An 18,821-nucleotide genomic window follows, 5' to 3' on the forward strand; every position below is an offset into this window, starting at 1 on the left:
GCCATTTTAATTGTATTTTTGAATTAATAAAAACAAAGGTAACAAAACAGCGAATCGGGAAAAGCTACCGAAGGTTTAGTTCAACAGCGGTTTGCAAAAATGGCGAAATATGTGGTAAATTCACGTTTATCTTTCGCAAGAAATTTTATCTTAGCCGAAAATAAACGGTCACGAAGTTCGCCACTTCTGCAAGCCGCGACACGTCAGGCTGTGAAAAAACTCAATTTTCACCTAATTATTCAATTTAATCAACCTTTTAAACCTCAATAAATGCGTTTTTAAGCAGGCTAATTATTAGGCTGCAATTGATAATGTATTTTTTACATAAGCGAAAACCGGCTTAAAATAAGTCGTTTTAATAACAAAAGAAGACATCGCTTTGTAAGGCGACTTCCAGTTCTTTAATTTTGCAATTAAAACCTAATGCTTTTAAATCCATACTCTCCACAAAAGCATCTACAAACCGAACAGGATTATCCTGAGAGATTGGATCTTCTAAACTCGTAAAAACCATTTGGTTGCGGGCAATTCCAGTGATATGTTGCATCATTAAATATACGAAAATACAAGCGAATTATTCAAATTATTTCCCTATTTTTGAATATAATAAACGAAGGTTTTTTCACAGACTGACGTTATCTGCAAGTTTATCCAAATAAATGTCAAATTTAAAGTAATTATGAAAAAATTTATTATCGCAATTATTTGTATTGCAATTGGTTTATGGGTTATCTTAAAAATATTTATGATTTATAATAGTAATAATATTTTAAGTAATCAGGCTATATTCAAAGTCTATAGCAATATGAGCAATAACGAGATTGAAGAATATTTTGGTTTGGAAAAAGACTCTTATGATCCTGCCACCCAAATTTTAGTGTGTGAACTTCCAGTGAATACAACTGGGTTTAAACCAAGTAAAGTTGATGTGAATTTTGAAGTTACGAATTTAAATTGTAACGAAAAATATTCGGAAGGAAAATATATCAAATATGACAACACAGAGCTTAATGACAATAATACAAAATTGTATATTCTAAAAAAAACAAGTATTCCAACGCAAATGTTTAATGAAAATCTTGGCGGAAAATCTATTATAAGTTCAAAAACTGTAAAAATAAGTTACAAAACAGGAAAAATAAATAATATCATTATTTCTAAAGATGGCATTTATGATTTTTGTGAACAATAAAACCAGCAGATAATAACTAAGCTTTCGTTTTGTCTGAAAGACAAGAAATGAAAGCCCGTTGAACGGAACCTTCGGTGGCTTTTCAGCAGTATTTTGGCAGTCTATGGAGTTATCGTTTTTAGAATTTAGATATACGAAGCAGTTTTTTAGAAGAACTGCTTTTTTTTGGTTCTGACGTGAGATTTTTTGAAGCTATCACAAGCTTTTTCTTAGTTTTTAATCATAAAATCCCTTACCCACAAAATTATTTTGCAGACATTGTAGAAAATACGCCAAGGTATCTTTCTGGCGGTCCTTTATTGCCGAAAATAGCGAGCGTTACTAGGTTTCCCTCCTTGCAACACCGGCATTTTTTGAGCAATGTTTTGGCTACAAAAACAGGTTTTTCTACTTTTAAACATGCTTGTAAATCTTGCAATTTGCCACGTTTCCAAGAACTGCTCAAAATCCCGTAATGCCTTATTCTTACAAATCTTTTGGGCAAAATATGCATAGAAAAACGGCGGATAAATTCTACATTCGACAAAGTCATTTCCTTCTTTTCGCCACCTTTTCGGTAATACAATAATTGATATTTAACAATCCCATTTTATCTGATCAAACCTCTTTAAATTTCTCTGAAGATTTTAGAAAATTAATGACTTTTCAGAAATTGCCCAGCAAACATCTATTGCACTGCGAAGGAGCAGTTTGCGATCATTTTTATATACTTCACAAAGGATTGGCAAGAGCATATTATTATAAAGATAATAAAGATATTACCGCTCATTTTCCAATAGAAAACACAACTATAACAGCGATTGACAGTTTCATTCAAAGAAAAAAAAGTCGGTATAATATTGAGTTATTAGAAGATACTTCTTTGTCTTACATTCAATACGAAGATTGGAAGAAATTGTTAGAAGATAAGCCGCATTACGAAAAATATGCCCGTATTTTTTTAGAAAATATTTATATTGATATTGCAGAGCGTATTGAAGATTTACTTTTTCATTCTGCAAAAGAACGGTATGAAAAATTACTATATAAATTTCCTAACCTTCAACAAAGAGTAAAACTCGGCCATATTGCTTCATATATAGGTATTACACAAGAAATATTAAGTAGAATACGAGCGGAAAAATAAAATACGATTTTGATATTTATCAAAGAGAAATAAGCTTAGTCTACAGTAACTTTGAAAAAAAAATAATGGAAGATATCGTATTCGAAAGTGCAACAGAAATCGTAAAGAAAATAAAAAATAAAAAAATAACAGTAGTAGAAACTGTAACCAGTTTTTTAAATCAGATTGAAAAATATAAACCTAAGATCAATGCAGTTGTAGATTTAAGGGAAAAAGAAGAAATTCTAGAAGAAGCAAGAGCAAAAGATTTAGCTATTGAAAATGGGCTAGAACTGGGGTTACTGCATGGTTTACCATTAACCATAAAAGATAGATTTCTAGTAAAAGGATTAAAAAACTCTAATGGAGATCCTTTTTTAAGAAATTATATTGCCACAGAAGATGCAGAATTGGTTAAAAGATTAAAAGATGTGGGTGCTATTATTATTGGTAAAACCAATACTGCGCTTTATTGTATAGATTGGCAAAGCACCAACTTTTGGAATGGACAAACCAATAATCCCTACGATATTTCTAGAGTTGCAGGTGGTAGTTCTGGTGGTTCTGCAGCTTCTGTCGCTTCCGGATTTAGTCCATTAGTATTAGGAGCTGATGCAGGAGGATCTATCAGAGTTCCTGCTCATTTTAATGGTACTTGTGGTTTGCGTCCATCGGAAAATTTTCTCTCGAATAGAGGTCACCTCAAAGTTGAAAATAAACCACAAGGACGACGACACATTATCACACCCGGTCCATTGGCAAAAAATGTAACAGACCTTATTTTAATGATGGAAGTTTTAGGCAATAATACTAAATATGAACTTCCAGAATTGCCACCCATTAAACTAAATGATAGTAAGTGGAACAAAATGTCATTAAATATTGCTTATTCCGAATCCATAAATGACACAGATGTTGATGCAGAATATATAGAGTTGTTTAGAGATTTTATAAACAAAATTAAGAAAGAAAATCATTCTTTACGTGTTGACCATCCAAAATATGACGAACAAAAAGCCTATGTAGAATGCAGTAAAATCATTGGATTTGAAATAGGAATAAACAATCCCAAAGTACCGTTGCTCGCAAGTTTTATGTTTGCATTTATTGGTATAAAATACAAAGACTATTTGTGGGCAAAAGGAATGGCTCTCGGACAGCGTCTCTCCAACATCAATTATGCAAAAGCAATAGATTATAAAGATCAATTTTCTGAAATTTATAATTCTTTTTTAACAATTTATGATATTTGGATTACACCTGTTTGTTCATTTGAAGCCTATAAACATCAATCTGCAGGAAGACCTTTTTTAGTTAATAATAAAAAAGTAGATTACACAAAAGCTATAGCTTCTTTTACTTTTACGACTGCATTTTCAGGTCATCCAATTGTTGTAATTCCTATTGCAAAAAAGAAAAACGGAATGCCAGTCGGAATTCAAATTCATTCCAAAAAATGGACTGATAAAAAGTTGCTAGAAATCGCTCATCATTTTGAAAAATTTACTGATGGATTTGAAAAACCAGAATTATAATATACAAACAAGAGCAATAACAAAGAATGATTGCAAATAAATCCGATTGATAAGCTCACATTTTTGTAGAAATTTAATATTGACCGAAAAATTTCGGTCAACGAGTTCGCGCCTAATTTAAATTGCCAATATTCCACGAAAATTTATAAAAAATAGCACGCAAAACTATTTATTTATCCATTTGATGCAAACCCCAATCATCTAAACTTCTTAAAATATTTTCTAGAGATTTGCCTTTGCTGCTAAGTTTGTATTCTACTTTTGGCGGTACCACAGGGAAAACTTCTCTTACAATAAGCCCATCTTTCTCTAATTCTCTTACGGTCTGCGTAAACATTTTATTAGAAATATTAAAAATTTTCTTTTGTAATTCGCCAGATCGTAATTCCCCTTCTAATAAATGAAATAAAATTAATGGTTTCCACTTCGTTCCTATTAATCCCATAGCGTAATTCAACGGACAGATGATTTCTTTTTCCAAATTTTTATACTTAAATAATTATTAATCAGTATTTTACTCTTTTTAGTAACTATAATACTTTTCGGTAAGTTATTGCCAATTATGCAAATATAGAATATTTTTGCAATCTAAATTATTAAATATGAAAAGAGATAAAAATTATCCAAAATCATTTTCGCATGTTGGAATTACTGTTCCGAATATTAAGGAAGCAGTGAAATTCTATTCAGAAGTGATGGGATGGTACGTCATTATGGAACCATCTACAGTGAAAAAAGAAACTGAAACCGCCATTGGAAAAATGTGCATTGATGTGTTTGGGGAAGATTGGACGGAATTTGAAATTGCGCATTTAGCCACATCAGACGGAATTGGAGTTGAGTTGTTTTGCTTTCCAAATGGTGTAAAAGAAGCGCCAGAATTCAACCCTTTCAATACTGGTCTTTTCCATTTCTGTGTGCAAGATCCTAATATTGAAGAGTTAATAGAGAAAATTGTGCAATATGGAGGAAAGCAAAGAATGCCAATTAGAGAATATTATCCAAATGATAAGCCTTTCAAAATGTGCTATGTAGAAGATCCATTCGGAATTGTTTTTGAAATCTATACGCATAGTTATGAATTAACGTATTCTTCTGGAGCCTATTCTAAATAAATTTTGAGTGTTGGTATTTTTAATTAAATCTTATTTTACAACATCAATATTTTGCCATGAAATTAGATTTCCTATTTAAAAACTACAGCTTAAAAGTAAAATTTATCTTAACTATTTTTTTAAAATTGGTTAATTTATTGACTTAGGTCAAACAATTTAAAAATAGTTAAGATTAGTTTTGCAGTAGAAAATTTAAATAAAATTAGAAATGGTAGCTACAGAATTAGAAAGAGTGCAAACAATAGATCTCGAAAGTAAAAAACGTCTAGAAAAGGCTTTGCTGCATCTTCAAAATGGGAAAGGAATTATTTTGATGGACGATGAAGACAGAGAAAACGAAGGCGATCTGATCTATTCTGCACACAATATGACCAATAATCAAATGGCTTTGATGATTCGAAAATGCAGTGGTATTGTATGTTTGTGTTTAAGCAATGAAAAAGCGGATATTCTAGAATTACCGTATATGGTACAAGAAAATACGAGCAGTTTTCAAACGCCTTTTACTGTCACAATTGAAGCAAAAAATGGGGTGACTACAGGAATTTCTGCAAAAGATAGATTAACAACCATTCAAACTGCAATTCGTGCAAATGCCACGAGTTCGGATTTATCTCGTCCTGGTCATATATTTCCTTTAAGAGCTAATAACAACGGCGTTTTAGAAAGAAAAGGACATACGGAAGGCAGTGTAGATTTAATGAAATTAGCAGGTTTGCCATCAGAAGCTGTGCTTTGTGAAGTGATGAATGACGATGGGACAATGGCAAATATGGACACCATTATTCAATTTGCCAATGAGCACGATTTGGTCGTTTTAAGCATACAAGATATTATTCATTATCGTAAATTTGTGAGAGACTTTAACTAAATGACAAATCATATTGAACTCACTAATTTTATTAAAAAAAATATCAACATTAAAGAGGAAGATTTAGCGATTGTTTTGTCTTATTTTAAAGAAATAAAGAAGGCCAAGAATGAAATCTTATTGGCGAATGGAAAAAACAGCCAAGTGAGTTTTTTTGTAAAGAAAGGATGTTTAAGATTGTTTTATATCGATGAAAATGGGAAGGATATTACCAGATATATTGCATTTGAAAATCAATTTGCGACAGAATTGGTAAGTTTTATTACGAATCAACCTGCACAAGAAACAATTCAAGTGATAGAAAATAGTGAACTTTTATACATCAGTCACGAAGATTTCAGACATTTGATGCAGACCATTCCTGCGTGGAAAGATTTTTACAATATTTATCTAGAAAAAGCCTACGTGAATAATTCTAAAAGGTTGATTTCCTTTACAACCTTAGATGCAGCCGAACGTTACAAGCAATTGTTTAAAATAAATCCACACATTGTAAAGCGTTTGCCAAACAAAATCGTAGCTTCCTATATTAATATATCACAAGAAACTTTAAGCAGGCTAAAATCTAAAATTTAATACTAAAAATAAACCTACACTATGAAAAATTTACTTCTACTCGCACTATTATTTTTAAGCTGCACCGCGTATTCGCAATCTAATGCTGCAAAATCAGGCGCTGAAAATAAAGATGATAAGATACTTTTGACCATTTTTTTAAAACATGATCAAACTATGAATGTAGATGAGATTGAAAAAATAAAAGTAGAGCAAGGATTTTATGAAAATTTTCCACCAGAAGGAACATCCGTTGTTAATTGGTTTGTGGTAATGGGAATTGGTCAGATGGTTGTATTGGAACTTCCAGCATCAAAATTGAGAGCTGTGAATTTGGCACTTGAAAAAACGGCTTGGAAAGCTTTTAAAACAGAATTTTATCCAACATACAATCTCTATCCTTTCATAGAAGGCAAAATAAAAAATAAATCAAAAGTTGTTTATTAGAGTTTTAAGAAAATTTTAGAAATTGTCGGTTACGAATTGTACAAGTTTTTGAAGTTGGTTATTCTATGTTTAATTTAATCTTAACGTTAAAATATAACGTGAAAAATACAAATAGTAGAACATCTTCCAATATTTATTGTGGTTAAAATTGGGCTTACAAAATTCCTCATCAAACTTGCATCAGATAATTATTAAAGCTATAAATTGAGGTTAAATTAATTAAAATAACTAAAAAAAGGTTGCAGTAATTGACTAAAGATTGATAGGAAGTACCTTTTCTTGTCTAGAAGTAATTTATGCCCACAAAAAATGTTCTTTAGGTATATTAATGAAGAATTGTAAAGCTAGACTTTACATCTCACAATTAGATTAAATAAAATAGTTTCTAAAAAATAAGCACCGAAAGAGCGCGGTGCTTTTTGTTAAGTAGTAAAATTTTATTTTTTAATAAACTTAATAGGCTGAATTTTTTCTCCATTCATTGTTGGATTTAAAAGATACATTCCGGCCGGAAGCGTTTGAACGTTTACTCTTACATCTGTTACATTTTTCAAAATATTTTCTTTTTTTACTATTTTTCCAGAAGCATCGTAAATATCAAGCGACAAACTATTAAATTTTGAATTAATATCTAAAAGTAAATAATCTTCTACAGGATTCTGTTTCAACGAAATATCGCTACCAAATGTTGCGTTTAGATTAGAAGTTTTTAACAATGCACCGTTTGCAACGATGATTTGCCAAGAAGCAATTGTGCTTGGTTCTCCTGTACCATAATCGTATAAAATTAATCTCCAATCACCATCTAATTGTTTGCCTTGTAAAAAAGCTGCTAAAGTACCAGGATTATGAGTTGGATAGGGTGCATTTCCATAAGTGGGAGCATAATTTCCAGAAGGAATCGCGACTGTAGGTCCTGCTCCAGCTGCATCAATTAATGTAGTATTTGCAGAATTGAACCCTAAAATATTTGCCGCAACAAAATCTGAAGAGTCACCACAAGAAGTTACCAAAGTGGCACCTATTCTACGGATCAATGTAATTGCTTGTCCTTCAGGACTGATGAGGTCTAAAGTTACGTCTCCAAGCCAACTCGAAGTTAACGCAACATTGACAGTAATTTTAGAAGCATCAGAAATTGTACCAGTAACCGGTATTGTAATTGCTGACATTTGAACACCAGGTTGAACATTATAACCACATCCACCAATTCTGGTTTCTGCTATCGCATCAGTTGTAGCTGTAGTGTTTTGAAACGTTTGTGCGTTTGTAAATCCGAATGCTAGTGAGAAGCAAAAGACGAAAAAGTTGAGAGTTTTCATAATTATATATTTATTGGTTTTTAATACCACAAATATATAATGAGAATGCACTTAGAAATACAGGAAAAACACCCTTAAACATACAGGAAAAACACCCTAAAATAAAAAAAGATTGCAAAATTGCAATCTTTTATAATATTTGAATAATAAATTTTAAGAATCTTTCAACGCTTCCGCACCACCTACTATTTCTAGAATTTCTCCTGTAATGGCGGCTTGTCTAGCTTTGTTATAGAAAATAACCAAGTCATTTTTCAAATCTTGTGCATTATCTGTTGCTTTGTGCATTGCCGTCATTCTAGCTCCATGTTCAGAAGCTACACTATCAATTACAGCTTTATAAATCTGTGTTTTAATGGCTTTTGGAATAAGATTGTCTAAAATTTCCTTACTACTTGGTTCAAAAATATAATCTGTATTTGCACCGCTAGTTTTTTCTGGAAGAGAAATAGGCAAAACTTGTTCTTTCTGTACTTCCTGCGTCGCTGCGTTTACAAACTTATTATAAAAAACAAAAACTTGATCATAAGCTCCTTCTCTATAATCCATCATTATCTTTTCAGAAATATTGGACACTGCATTGAAGCTCATATTATCATAAATATCACTTTCGTTGCCAGAAATAGTTCTAGTTTTTCTTAAAACGTCGAAACCCTTTTTACCAATACTTAAAATTTCAATATTTCTATCTGCACCAGCTGCAATATCATTATTAACAAACTTGATAACTGAAGAATTAAATGCGCCAGCCAAACCTCTATTTGAAGTAATAACAACGTACAAAACTTTCTTCACCTCCCTTGCAACAGTATAAGTTGCCACTTCTTCTAGATTGGCTCCACTGCTTACATTTTCTATCAATTCTGTCAATTTTTCAGAATATGGACGAAGCATTGTAATAGCATCGGTCGCTTTTTTTAATTTTGCAGCAGAAACCATCTTCATTGCACTGGTAATCTGCATTGTAGAACTAATAGAAGTTATTCTTCCGCGTATTTCTTTTAGGTTTGCCATTATTTTAAATCGTTATTGATAACTGATGATTGATAGATGATTGATTATTAAATCTTTTTAGATAAAATTAATGTGCGTATTTTGAAGACAAATCTTTTGCCGCTTCTTTCAACACATCGGTTATTTCTTTATCTATTTTTCCAGATTTGATGGCTGCCATCGTTTCTGGATGCTTAGATTTTAGGAAACCTACGAAATCTTTCATAAATCCTTTTACATCACCAACAGGAACATCTCTTAAAAGATTTTCTGTACCTACAAAAACCATTGCTACTTGTTCTTCAACAGGTAAAGGTGAATTTACTGGCTGCTTCAGAATTTCTACGTTTTTCTCTCCTTTTGTAATGATAGAAAGTGTACTTGCATCTAAATCAGATCCAAATTTCGCAAAAGCTTCTAGTTCTTTATATTGTGCTTGATCTAATTTTAAAGTACCAGATACTTTTTTCATAGATTTAATTTGTGCATTTCCACCAACACGAGATACAGAAATACCTACGTTAATTGCCGGACGAACACCTGAATTAAATAAATCTGTCTCCAAAAATATCTGACCATCTGTAATAGAAATTACGTTGGTTGGGATATATGCAGATACATCTCCTGCTTGCGTTTCAATAATCGGAAGTGCAGTAAGAGATCCACCACCTTTTACCATTGGTTTCAAAGATGCCGGAAGATCATTCATTTGAGAAGCAATTGTATCATCATTAATGATTTTTGCAGCTCTTTCTAAAAGTCTGGAGTGTAAGTAAAATACATCTCCTGGATAAGCTTCACGACCTGGTGGTCTTCTTAATAGCAAAGATAATTCTCTATAAGCAACAGCTTGTTTAGATAAATCGTCATAAATAATTAATGCTGGTCTACCAGTATCACGGAAAAACTCACCAATTGTAGCACCTGCCATTGGAGCATATACTTGCATTGGCGTAGGATCAGAAGCATTTGCAGCAACTACAACAGTATAAGCCATTGCTCCTTTATCTTCTAACGTTTTTACAATTTGAGCAACGGTAGATCCTTTTTGCCCAATTGCAACATATATACAATATACAGGTTGTCCTGCATCGTAAAATTCTTTTTGATTTAGAATTGTATCAATAGCAACAACTGTTTTACCAGTTTGACGGTCACCAATGATTAATTCTCTTTGTCCTCTTCCAACAGGAATCATGGAATCTATCGCCACAATACCAGTTTGAAGTGGTTCTGTAACTGGCTGACGAAAAATAACTCCTGGAGCTTTTCTTTCCAAAGGCAATTCGTAAGTTTCACCTTGTATTGGACCTTTTCCATCGATAGGATTTCCTAAAGTATCTACAACTCTACCTAGCATTCCTTCTCCAACATTGATGGAAGAAATTCTACGAGTTCTGTTTACGATATCTCCTTCTTTTACAAATTTTGAATTTCCAAGAAGTGCAACACCAACATTATCTTCTTCAAGATTCAGTACGATACCTTCTACTCCACCTGCAAATTTTACCAATTCTCCGTATTGTACGTTTTCTAAACCATAAACACGAGCAATACCATCTCCAACTTGAAGTACTGTTCCTACTTCTTCTACGTTAGATTGGGTATCAAAATTAGCTAATTGCTGTTTTAATATTGCGGATACTTCCGCTGGATTTATTTCTGCCATTTTCTGGTTGTTTTTTATATAATTAATTCAACTTAAAATTAATTAAGATGAAAATTCTTTCTTACGTTAGTCAATTTTGTTTTGATAGATGCATCTACTTGCTGATCACCAACTCTGATGATGTAACCACCTAAAATCTCTGGATTAATAATAGTTTTCAAATCAAACTTATTATTCAAATTTACCAAGCTTGTTGCTTTAAAAATCTGCTCAATCGTTTGATAAGAAAGTTCTGTAGCAGTAGTCAAAGTAATTCTTTGCACACCTTGCATATCTTCTACTCTATTGATGTATTGTTGAGCAATACCTTGCAAATGCTTTTCTCTACCTTGGCGAATGACCAATGTGATTAAATTTTGTGCAGTAGGTGACAAACTTTTAAATATTTCCTTCGCTGTTGCAATTTTCTGACGACCATCTATAAATGGTGTCGCAAAAAATCGATTCAATTCGTCAGATTTTTGCATAATGTTTACCACATCCTTCATTTCTGAAAGCATGGTCGCAGTAGAATTAGATTCCTGTGTGAAATCTAATAATCCTTGCGCGTATCTTTTAGCAACTTTAGTTATTAGCATTAGTTGAAATTAGTGTTGTTCAATAAATTTTGTACCAAAGCATTTTGCGCCTCAGAAGAATTTAATTTATCTCTTAATATAGCTTCTGCAATATTCACAGACAAATCTCCCATTTGTTTTTTGATGTCTGCCATTGCAGCTACCTTTTCAGATTGGATAGATTGTCTTGCTTGTTCTATCATTTTGCTACCTTCATCTTGCGCTGCAGTTTTTGCTTCAGCAACAATTTGATCTTTTATTTCTCTAGCTTCTTTCAAGATACTATCTCTTTCTGCTTTCGCTTCGCGGATAATGTGTTGATTTTCTGCTTGCAAGCTTTCCATTTCTTTTCTAGCTAATTGTGCTTGATTCAAAGCATCTTGTATAGACACTTCTCTTTCATTCACAGAATCCAAAATTGGCTTCCATGCAAATTTCTTCAATACTAATATTAGTACGATGAATATAACTAATTGGATAAAAAATAATCCTGATGAAAACTGACTGATTAACTCTCCCATAAAATATAATTTATGTAATAATTGTAATTTTTAAATTAAATAAAAAAATATTGACCAAAAACCAACCGTTTCCGGTCAATATTTTTTGTTTGAAAACTTACTAGTTTACTGCAAACAAAGCAGCAAAAGCAACTCCTTCTACAAGAGCTGCAGCAATAAGCATTGCTGTTTGTAGTTTACCAGCTTGTTCTGGTTGTCTAGCCATACCTTCCAAAGCAGCTGCACCGATTTTTCCGATACCGATACCTGTTCCGATAACTACTAAACCTGCACCGATAATTTTTGGCATTGAATCATTCATAATATATAATTTAAAAAATTAGTTTTGTTTTATTTAATAATTGATAAAGAATTCTTGATAATTAATATCAAACTTCTTCAAAAATTTTTTTTTCTTCTTTCTTGTTAATTAATGAGCCTCTTCATGTTTGTGCTCTTCATTAGCCATACCGAAATAAACCGCGGTAAGCATTGTAAAAATATACGCTTGAAGAAATGCAACCAAAACTTCCAACAAATATATCACAAACGTAAGGAATGGAAAAGCAACACCTGCGATGATATTTTGGAAATAATAAATTAAAGCGATCAAACTCATTACTACAATATGACCTGCAGACATGTTTGCAAAAAGACGTATCAACAATGCAAAAGGTTTGATGAAAACTCCCAATATTTCAATAGGCATCATTACTATTTTCATTAAAACTGGAACTCCAGGCATCCAAAAAATATGTTTCCAATAATTTCCGTTTGCAGAAAACTGCGTAATAACAAAAGTAACTAAAGCTAGAGATACAGTAATTGCGATGTTACCCGTTACATTTATCCCAAATGGCATTAATCCAAAAATATTTAAAAACAGAATAAAGAAAAATACAGTTAAAAGATAACTCATGTACTTCTTATATTTCGGTCCGATATTAGGAATTGCGATATCGTCTCTTACGAACAATACTACAGGTTCCAAATATTTTGCAATTCCAGTAGGTACAGAAGATTTTTTATAACTTCTAGCCATAGAGCCAAACATCCACAACATCAATAAGGCTGTGATGATAATCATTAAAACTCCTTTGGTGATAGAAAAATCTAAAACTTTGTTGGTTACATGACCATCTTTGTCATAAGCAATTTCTCCTGCTTCATTAGTTTTTACAATTTTTTCGTGCACCAAAGTATAGTATGCACCTTTACTTTCTTTAGGATGTCCACCTTCATGCAAATCCGAACTCATCATGGTATGCACTCCATTTGCTTCATCGTAAAAAATTACGGGAAGTGGAAAACCCCAATGATGACCATCTTTGGTTTTTAAAATATTGAAACTGTGAGAATCTAGTAAGTGATGCTTGATGTACTCCTGATTTTCTTCTTTTATTTGTTCTTGTTCAGAAAGTCCTTCTGTAGCAACAGCTTCTTTTGTTTCTTTAGAAGAAACAACTTCATGCTGCGCATTATACGAAGTGAAAAAGGACAAAAAACCTATTAAAAGTACTAATCTTTTTAGCATGGATGTATCTTATTTTTGGTTGTGCAAAAGTAGTTTAAAAATTTCAATTTCCCAAAAATAGAATCACTGATTTTTTTCATCTTTTATGAGTTGAATAGCAAATAGCGTTTCTAACAATAAACTTAGTAAATATGGCAATACAAAGTGTATTTTATAATACGGTACAATAGACAATTGAAATTTTTGCATTATCAAAAACATAATCATTAATTTAAAAAGTAACAATCCCATAAAAACGAAACCAGTATAACCCGGAAAAACCTTCTTAAATATGATGAGATTTCCTATTACAAATATAAAAATGAAACTTAAAAACAGATAATATTTAAAAAAAAGTTCTGCAAAATCATTCACCCATAATTTCCAGACTCCAAAGTGCAGTATGACAAGCAAAATATAAAGTACTATATATAAGGTTGTTTTTTTTAATTTCATTAATTTTAAATTTCAATATTTTGCAAAGATAGAATATCAGCTCAAATTATATAATTCTAATGATCAAAATATTTGAAGTTGTATTTTTTTTTGTAATTTACTTTTTTAATTTATTTAATGATTACATCTATCAAAAAATGGTTCAGTATTAATGCTGAAAAAATAACCAAAAGCATCGCTTTTTATCCTGCAATAATTGCAATCGCATTCTTGATCCTTTCTTATGCAATGTTATATTTAGATTTTTCAGATTTTGGAAAAAAAATAAAATCAAATACAGATTGGATTGCTATCGCAGATGCAAATACAGCAAGATCTATTATTTCTACCATAGCTGGCGCTATTATTTCTCTCACAGTTTTTAGTTTCTCTATGGTGATGATTGTGCTCAACCAAGCTGCATCTCATATGAGCAACCGGGTTTTGAATAGCATGATTGCTAATAGATTCCAGCAAATAATACTTGGGTTTTATATTGGTACAATTGTATATTCTCTATTTTTATTAACGACTATAAAAGATACCTCGAACGGAATTTACATTCCTGTTTTAAGCATCTACCTTCTCATTTTACTTACGGTTATTGATATTTTTCTCTTTATTTATTTTTTAAATTATGTAACTCAAACAGTGAAATACGAGACCGTAATCAATCGTGTTTGGAAAAAGACAAAAGAAAATTTGGTAAAAGAATGCACAATTGATCAATCAATTTCAAAATTTTGGTCAAATAAAAATTCAGTTTCATTAAAAACAGAAAGATCAGATTATTTTCAAGATTTCCAAATTGCGAGCTTAATTAAAATTGCCAAAAAACATAATTTTCATTTTGAATTTTTGCAGGAAAAAGGTTACTTTTTTCTCAATGGAATGGATTATCTAACAATATTTGGCACTTCCGAAATTGATAAAGATTTGAAAAAAGAAATAGTTGATTCCATTAATTTCTATAGCGGACAACCTATTGAAAAAAACTCGAAATTTGGATTCACTCAACTTACAGAAGTTGCTTTGAAAGCCCTAAGTCCGGGAATAAACGATCCTGCAACGGCGATAATATCTTTGAATGCGCTATCAGATTTATTAGGATATAAATTAGATAATTTTTGCAAAACTCATTTCTATGATGAAGATGATATAACGAGAATTTATCTTCCAGATTCAAATTTTTCTGACATGTTTACAATCTGTGTGCATCCAATTTGGCACTACGGCAAAGAAGATTTGCAGATTCAAAATGCAATGTTAAATTGTACGAAAAATTTATTATTAATTTCAAAAAATCAGGAATCAACAAATTGTTTACAGAATTTTCTTACATTAATAGAAAAAGATATTAAAAAAAATAATTAGCTGCAAAAAAAAACCGCAAATCTGCGGTTTAAATTGTATCAAAAACTAAAATAGGTTTTAATCTACAGCTTCATCTTGAACTGGGTTTTGATTTGTACTTTTTTCCTCATCAAACTCTATATGATGATCTAATTTTTCAATTTTGGCTTCCATTTTCTCTATATCTCTTTGGATGTCTTCTATTTTTCTATTGCTTTTTATCAACTTTTCGTTTGCATTTTGTGCATTCTTCAACTTCTTTGCTGCTTTTTTCGCACTTCTTGCTGCATCTTTGGGATTTTCAGAATTAGAAAATTTATCATTAGAATTTCCAACATCGGTATTATAAGTTTCTATATCTGCCGAATATTTAGCATTGTCATTTTGCTCTTTTTTAAGATCAATTTTTAGATTATTCAGTTTGGTGTTTAATTTCAAAACCTCTTTGTGAGCTTTCAAATCTTCCATTGTTTTTTGCGCATTCGCAGTAGAAAAAACAGCTGTGGTAGATATTAAAATAAAAGAGAATACAATTTTTCTAATCATTTTGTTTGTTTGAATTTATAAAAATTTATAAAACAAATTTACGGAAATAATTGAAAATAATTTCACTAACGCTTAAGATTTTTCTTCTGCTATATTAGGATCTACAAACTCTATTTTTCTTTCAAGATTATCTATATCACGTTGCACATCATCAATTTTATTTTGAAGTTTCTCTATCTTTTTGTTGCTATCAGATAGTTTTCCATTTGCTTTTTCTGCATTTTTAAAAGCTTTTGCGGCATCGCTTGCGCTATTTGCAATATCTTTTGGACTAGAATCTGGGGAAAAAGTTGACGTTTGATTATTTGCTTTTTCATTTAATTTTTCTGCATCAGCTTGCAACTCTATTTGGTTCTGCTTCTCCTTTTCGAGTTCAATTTTCAGGTCGTTTAATTTTTTGTTTTCTTTTAAAACTTCTTGTCTGGCTTCAAGCTTTTGCAATTCTGGTGATTTTGATCCGCAAGAAATTAAAAAGATGGATAGAAATAAAACTGCGGTAATAGTAAATTTGTTCATATAAAGTTATTAAATTTTAATTGTAATTATGTAACATAAAAATATCATACCAATCTAAACTTTTCAATTTAATCGTACATTTGCAAACGATTTATTTTATTAGAAATCCACCAATATTTATGAGAAAATTATTACTTTTTTTAGGTTTAATTATATTTAGTTTGAATTTTGCACAATCTATTATAGTAGTGAATAACGCAGAAAATGGCAAACCTTTGCCTGGCGTTACAATAAAATGTAAAGAACAAATTTTAGGAAAAACAAATACCAACGGACAGTTTGAAACGAAGAGCAAATGCAATAGCTTATCAATCTCTTTAGAAGGCTACTATTCTGAAGTAGTTTTGGTAGAAAAAAATATGCTCGTCAATCTTTCTAAAAAAGAAGATAAACTACAATCTATAGAAACTGTGATTATAAAAGACGAAAGCGATCCAAAAGCTTTGGCTATTTTAACAAAAGTTCAAGATTTATTCAAAACAAACTCCCCTAGAAGTTTAGATTCCTACACATTCAAATCCTACGAAAAATTCTCTATGGATATTGATGAAGATAGCATCGCAAACTATGAACAATCTTTATATAAAAAAGAACAAAACGACCTAAAAAAGAAGAAAGAATCCACAAAAAAAGTTTCTGATACGGCAACAGATATTGCGGATATCTTCCCAAAAAGTAAACTTTTTCTTTGGGAGCGTGCACAAGAGTTTCTTTATTCAAAAAAATATGGCGAAAAAATAAATGTATTGGATACGAAAATTTCTGGATTACCAAAACCAATCTATGAGTTGCTTGCATTGCAAAATGATAAAAATAAAATGCCAAAGCAAGTGCAATTGGAAAACAGAGATTTATATCGCTATTACCTTACAGATAGCTTGATGATAGATGGTAGAGAAACTTACAAAATATCTTTCCGAGATGTATTGCAGAAAAATAAATTGAAAAAAAATAAATACAGCGGCTTCATCTATATAGATAAAGCAACGTATGGCATCAAACAAATTTCTAACGTAAGAAAAATAGCTTCTGATGGTGCTAGAAATAGCGAATGGCAACTAATAGATGGAAAATGGTTTTTGGATAATGAAACTGTTCGCGTAAAATTTGGAAGTATAGATTTAAATGCTAGCCAAGAAAAAGATAAAAATCCGAAGGATGAAAAAGAAAAAAAGAAAAAAAGCGAAGATGAATTTCAACTGTATGGTTTTATAAAATCTAAATATTTTGACATTAAAACGAATGAGGATCAAGATTCTAAAGATTATAAAGGATACACCTACTCAGTAAAAAATTCAGATGGATCTTTACTAGAAAAATACAGAACAGAAGAGCTTACAGATAGAGAATCAGATACATATGTGGTGATTGATAGTCTTGGAGACAAATACAATATGCAAAGTAAAGCCGCAATTTTAAGCGGACTTTTACACGGTAATCTTCGGTACAAGCAATACAATTTTAATCTAGCAAATGTAATTGGCTACAACCAGTACGAAGGTTTAAGACTTGGCATCAACGTGAAATTGAACGAAGAGTTTAATAAATATATTTCACCAGATGCATATATTGCGTATGGTTTCAAAGATGGAGATTTTAAATATGGTCTTGGCGTAGATTTCAAAACAAGCTTAGAGAAATCTTCTTTTTTTCGTGCAGAATATTTTAATGATGTAAAAACTGCTGGGAGATTTAACGAAACTTTTTGGGATTTCTTTATGGTGCTTTCCAATTCTGGTGTCAATTTAAAAAACGATAGATTCTACAGCTTAAAAGGAGGTTCTTTTTCTTTCGAAAGAGATTTATCCAACAGTCTTACTGCAAAATTGGGCGCAACTTACCAAGAAGAAGAAGCACTTTTCGCCTATAATTATGCAAACAGAGGAAATCAATTTGAAAATGTAAACCTAAAATTTTCTTTAAAATACGCACCATTTTCTCGTAATATTATGACGCCAGAAGGAAAATACACAACGGAGAAAAAATTCCCAGATTTCTATTTAAATGTAGAGCAAGGTTTGGAAAGTTTGGGTGGAGATTACAACTACACGAGAGCAGATATTTTGATGAACCACGTTTTCAAAACAAAATTTGGTGTAACCAGCAACAGATTGTACGCCGGAAAATTATTTGGAGACGCGCCTATTTGGCAACATTTCACCATGAACGGATTAGCAGGGAATGGAAAAATAAACGCAAATCTTGCCTCATACATCGGTTTTGCTACCATGAAAGGAGGTCAATATTACAACAGCGAATTTGTTGGTCAGTATTTTGCGCACCAAATTCCGTGGTTTTTCCGCACCAATGGAAAACGTATTTCTAGTTTTAGCGTTATCCACAGAAGCATTATTGGTAATATGGAAGATATGCAAGACCACCAATTTGAATTCAAAAAAATAGATCATCTTTATCAAGAAATTGGTTTAGATTGGGAACATTTCCTTTCTAGCAGGTTCAATTTAGGATTATTCTACAGAGTTGGATATTACCAAACACCAAAATTTTCAGATAATATTGGTATCCAATTAAAATTAAAAGTACTAGGTTTCTAGCAATTTTATGGCAAATCACAATTCTAAAATTTTTTGAAGACA

20 protein-coding genes and 1 pseudogene are annotated in these 18,821 nt (G+C 31.4%); 9 read left to right on the plus strand and 12 right to left on the minus strand.

The features are described 5' to 3' along the window. Positions 1–355 precede the first annotated feature (355 nt). On the minus strand, positions 356–550 hold the full coding sequence (locus HNQ03_RS07960) for a hypothetical protein (protein ID WP_173779146.1): 195 nt from the start codon (positions 548–550) through the stop codon (positions 356–358). Positions 551–679: 129 nt separating this feature from the next. On the opposite strand from HNQ03_RS07960, the gene HNQ03_RS07965 reads away from it, so the two are divergent. Next, a complete protein-coding gene (locus HNQ03_RS07965) occupies positions 680–1,192 on the plus strand; it encodes a hypothetical protein (protein WP_173779147.1) in 513 nt (170 codons plus the stop codon). Between the two features lie 244 nt (positions 1,193–1,436). Here HNQ03_RS07965 and HNQ03_RS07970 read toward each other — a convergent pair. Then, positions 1,437–1,751 (minus strand): annotated as a pseudogene (locus HNQ03_RS07970) (transposase); the annotation flags it as partial. A gap of 9 nt (positions 1,752–1,760) precedes the next feature. Here HNQ03_RS07970 and HNQ03_RS07975 point away from each other — a divergent pair. Next, entirely contained in the window at positions 1,761–2,318 is a 558-nt protein-coding gene (locus tag HNQ03_RS07975; RefSeq protein WP_173779148.1) for a Crp/Fnr family transcriptional regulator, read from the plus strand. A gap of 65 nt (positions 2,319–2,383) precedes the next feature. Further along, on the plus strand, positions 2,384–3,832 hold the full coding sequence (locus HNQ03_RS07980) for an amidase (protein ID WP_173779149.1): 1,449 nt from the start codon (positions 2,384–2,386) through the stop codon (positions 3,830–3,832). 169 nt (positions 3,833–4,001) lie between these two features. Here HNQ03_RS07980 and HNQ03_RS07985 read toward each other — a convergent pair whose 3' ends face one another. Then, positions 4,002–4,277: a winged helix-turn-helix transcriptional regulator gene (locus tag HNQ03_RS07985; protein ID WP_173779231.1), complete on the minus strand. Its 276-nt coding sequence runs from the start codon at positions 4,275–4,277 to the stop codon at positions 4,002–4,004. Positions 4,278–4,434: 157 nt separating this feature from the next. Here HNQ03_RS07985 and HNQ03_RS07990 point away from each other — a divergent pair, with 157 nt between their 5' ends. From HNQ03_RS07990 to HNQ03_RS08005, 4 genes are all read left to right on the plus strand, one after another. Further along, positions 4,435–4,947 carry a VOC family protein gene (locus HNQ03_RS07990; RefSeq protein WP_173779150.1) on the plus strand — a complete coding sequence of 171 codons (513 nt, stop codon included), beginning with the start codon at positions 4,435–4,437 and terminating at the stop codon, positions 4,945–4,947. 208 nt (positions 4,948–5,155) lie between these two features. Then, entirely contained in the window at positions 5,156–5,818 is a 663-nt protein-coding gene (gene ribB, locus HNQ03_RS07995; protein ID WP_173779151.1) for a 3,4-dihydroxy-2-butanone-4-phosphate synthase, read from the plus strand. Beyond that, positions 5,819–6,394, plus strand: a complete 576-nt coding sequence (locus tag HNQ03_RS08000) for a Crp/Fnr family transcriptional regulator (RefSeq protein ID WP_173779152.1) — start codon at positions 5,819–5,821, stop codon at positions 6,392–6,394. Between the two features lie 21 nt (positions 6,395–6,415). Continuing rightward, positions 6,416–6,820 carry a hypothetical protein gene (locus HNQ03_RS08005; protein WP_173779153.1) on the plus strand — a complete coding sequence of 135 codons (405 nt, stop codon included), beginning with the start codon at positions 6,416–6,418 and terminating at the stop codon, positions 6,818–6,820. Positions 6,821–7,257: 437 nt separating this feature from the next. On the opposite strand, the gene HNQ03_RS08010 is transcribed toward HNQ03_RS08005, so the two are convergent. The 7 genes from HNQ03_RS08010 to atpB form a co-directional block, all read right to left on the minus strand. Continuing rightward, a complete protein-coding gene (locus HNQ03_RS08010; protein WP_173779154.1) occupies positions 7,258–8,142 on the minus strand; it encodes a T9SS type A sorting domain-containing protein in 885 nt (294 codons plus the stop codon). A 153-nt stretch (positions 8,143–8,295) separates the two neighbouring features. Next, on the minus strand, positions 8,296–9,156 hold the full coding sequence (gene atpG, locus HNQ03_RS08015) for an ATP synthase F1 subunit gamma (RefSeq protein WP_173779155.1): 861 nt from the start codon (positions 9,154–9,156) through the stop codon (positions 8,296–8,298). Positions 9,157–9,223: 67 nt separating this feature from the next. Further along, on the minus strand, positions 9,224–10,804 hold the full coding sequence (gene atpA / locus HNQ03_RS08020) for a F0F1 ATP synthase subunit alpha (protein WP_173779156.1): 1,581 nt from the start codon (positions 10,802–10,804) through the stop codon (positions 9,224–9,226). Positions 10,805–10,842: 38 nt separating this feature from the next. Next, on the minus strand, positions 10,843–11,382 hold the full coding sequence (gene atpH, locus HNQ03_RS08025; protein ID WP_173779157.1) for an ATP synthase F1 subunit delta: 540 nt from the start codon (positions 11,380–11,382) through the stop codon (positions 10,843–10,845). Next, positions 11,382–11,882, minus strand: coding sequence for a F0F1 ATP synthase subunit B (locus HNQ03_RS08030; protein ID WP_173779158.1), 501 nt, complete (start codon positions 11,880–11,882; stop codon positions 11,382–11,384). Before HNQ03_RS08030 ends, atpH begins: the two co-directional genes overlap by 1 nt. 100 nt (positions 11,883–11,982) lie before the next feature. After that, positions 11,983–12,183, minus strand: coding sequence for an ATP synthase F0 subunit C (gene atpE / locus HNQ03_RS08035; protein ID WP_173779159.1), 201 nt, complete (start codon positions 12,181–12,183; stop codon positions 11,983–11,985). A gap of 108 nt (positions 12,184–12,291) precedes the next feature. Then, complete coding sequence (atpB, locus tag HNQ03_RS08040) at positions 12,292–13,395, minus strand: F0F1 ATP synthase subunit A (RefSeq protein ID WP_173779160.1); 1,104 nt, start codon at positions 13,393–13,395, stop codon at positions 12,292–12,294. Between the two features lie 552 nt (positions 13,396–13,947). Between atpB and HNQ03_RS08045 the strand changes: the two genes are divergently transcribed. Then, positions 13,948–15,183, plus strand: coding sequence for a DUF2254 domain-containing protein (locus HNQ03_RS08045; RefSeq protein ID WP_173779161.1), 1,236 nt, complete (start codon positions 13,948–13,950; stop codon positions 15,181–15,183). A gap of 57 nt (positions 15,184–15,240) precedes the next feature. Here the strand turns inward: HNQ03_RS08045 and HNQ03_RS08050 are convergent, their stop codons facing one another. Further along, complete coding sequence (locus HNQ03_RS08050) at positions 15,241–15,708, minus strand: SlyB protein (RefSeq protein WP_173779162.1); 468 nt, start codon at positions 15,706–15,708, stop codon at positions 15,241–15,243. A gap of 72 nt (positions 15,709–15,780) precedes the next feature. Next, positions 15,781–16,224 (minus strand): SlyB protein, encoded by a 444-nt coding sequence (locus HNQ03_RS08055; RefSeq protein WP_173779163.1) that lies wholly within the window; start codon positions 16,222–16,224, stop codon positions 15,781–15,783. A 119-nt stretch (positions 16,225–16,343) separates the two neighbouring features. Here HNQ03_RS08055 and HNQ03_RS08060 point away from each other — a divergent pair, with 119 nt between their 5' ends. Then, positions 16,344–18,779 carry a DUF5686 family protein gene (locus HNQ03_RS08060; protein ID WP_173779164.1) on the plus strand — a complete coding sequence of 812 codons (2,436 nt, stop codon included), beginning with the start codon at positions 16,344–16,346 and terminating at the stop codon, positions 18,777–18,779. Positions 18,780–18,821: the final 42 nt, after the last annotated feature.

This window comes from Frigoriflavimonas asaccharolytica (assembly GCF_013294015.1).
GTDB lineage: Bacteria > Bacteroidota > Bacteroidia > Flavobacteriales > Weeksellaceae > Frigoriflavimonas > Frigoriflavimonas asaccharolytica.

Coding starts and splice junctions, on each gene's coding strand:
- HNQ03_RS07960 (WP_173779146.1), bottom strand. CDS start 550: ATGATGCAACATATCACTGGAATTGCCCGCAACCAAATGGTTTTTACG.
- HNQ03_RS07965 (WP_173779147.1), top strand. CDS start 680: ATGAAAAAATTTATTATCGCAATTATTTGTATTGCAATTGGTTTATGG.
- HNQ03_RS07980 (WP_173779149.1), top strand. CDS start 2,384: ATGGAAGATATCGTATTCGAAAGTGCAACAGAAATCGTAAAGAAAATA.
- HNQ03_RS07985 (WP_173779231.1), bottom strand. CDS start 4,277: ATGGGATTAATAGGAACGAAGTGGAAACCATTAATTTTATTTCATTTA.
- HNQ03_RS07990 (WP_173779150.1), top strand. CDS start 4,435: ATGAAAAGAGATAAAAATTATCCAAAATCATTTTCGCATGTTGGAATT.
- ribB (WP_173779151.1), top strand. CDS start 5,156: ATGGTAGCTACAGAATTAGAAAGAGTGCAAACAATAGATCTCGAAAGT.
- HNQ03_RS08000 (WP_173779152.1), top strand. CDS start 5,819: ATGACAAATCATATTGAACTCACTAATTTTATTAAAAAAAATATCAAC.
- HNQ03_RS08005 (WP_173779153.1), top strand. CDS start 6,416: ATGAAAAATTTACTTCTACTCGCACTATTATTTTTAAGCTGCACCGCG.
- HNQ03_RS08010 (WP_173779154.1), bottom strand. CDS start 8,142: ATGAAAACTCTCAACTTTTTCGTCTTTTGCTTCTCACTAGCATTCGGA.
- atpG (WP_173779155.1), bottom strand. CDS start 9,156: ATGGCAAACCTAAAAGAAATACGCGGAAGAATAACTTCTATTAGTTCT.
- atpA (WP_173779156.1), bottom strand. CDS start 10,804: ATGGCAGAAATAAATCCAGCGGAAGTATCCGCAATATTAAAACAGCAA.
- atpH (WP_173779157.1), bottom strand. CDS start 11,382: ATGCTAATAACTAAAGTTGCTAAAAGATACGCGCAAGGATTATTAGAT.
- HNQ03_RS08030 (WP_173779158.1), bottom strand. CDS start 11,882: ATGGGAGAGTTAATCAGTCAGTTTTCATCAGGATTATTTTTTATCCAA.
- atpE (WP_173779159.1), bottom strand. CDS start 12,183: ATGAATGATTCAATGCCAAAAATTATCGGTGCAGGTTTAGTAGTTATC.
- atpB (WP_173779160.1), bottom strand. CDS start 13,395: ATGCTAAAAAGATTAGTACTTTTAATAGGTTTTTTGTCCTTTTTCACT.
- HNQ03_RS08045 (WP_173779161.1), top strand. CDS start 13,948: ATGATTACATCTATCAAAAAATGGTTCAGTATTAATGCTGAAAAAATA.
- HNQ03_RS08050 (WP_173779162.1), bottom strand. CDS start 15,708: ATGATTAGAAAAATTGTATTCTCTTTTATTTTAATATCTACCACAGCT.
- HNQ03_RS08055 (WP_173779163.1), bottom strand. CDS start 16,224: ATGAACAAATTTACTATTACCGCAGTTTTATTTCTATCCATCTTTTTA.
- HNQ03_RS08060 (WP_173779164.1), top strand. CDS start 16,344: ATGAGAAAATTATTACTTTTTTTAGGTTTAATTATATTTAGTTTGAAT.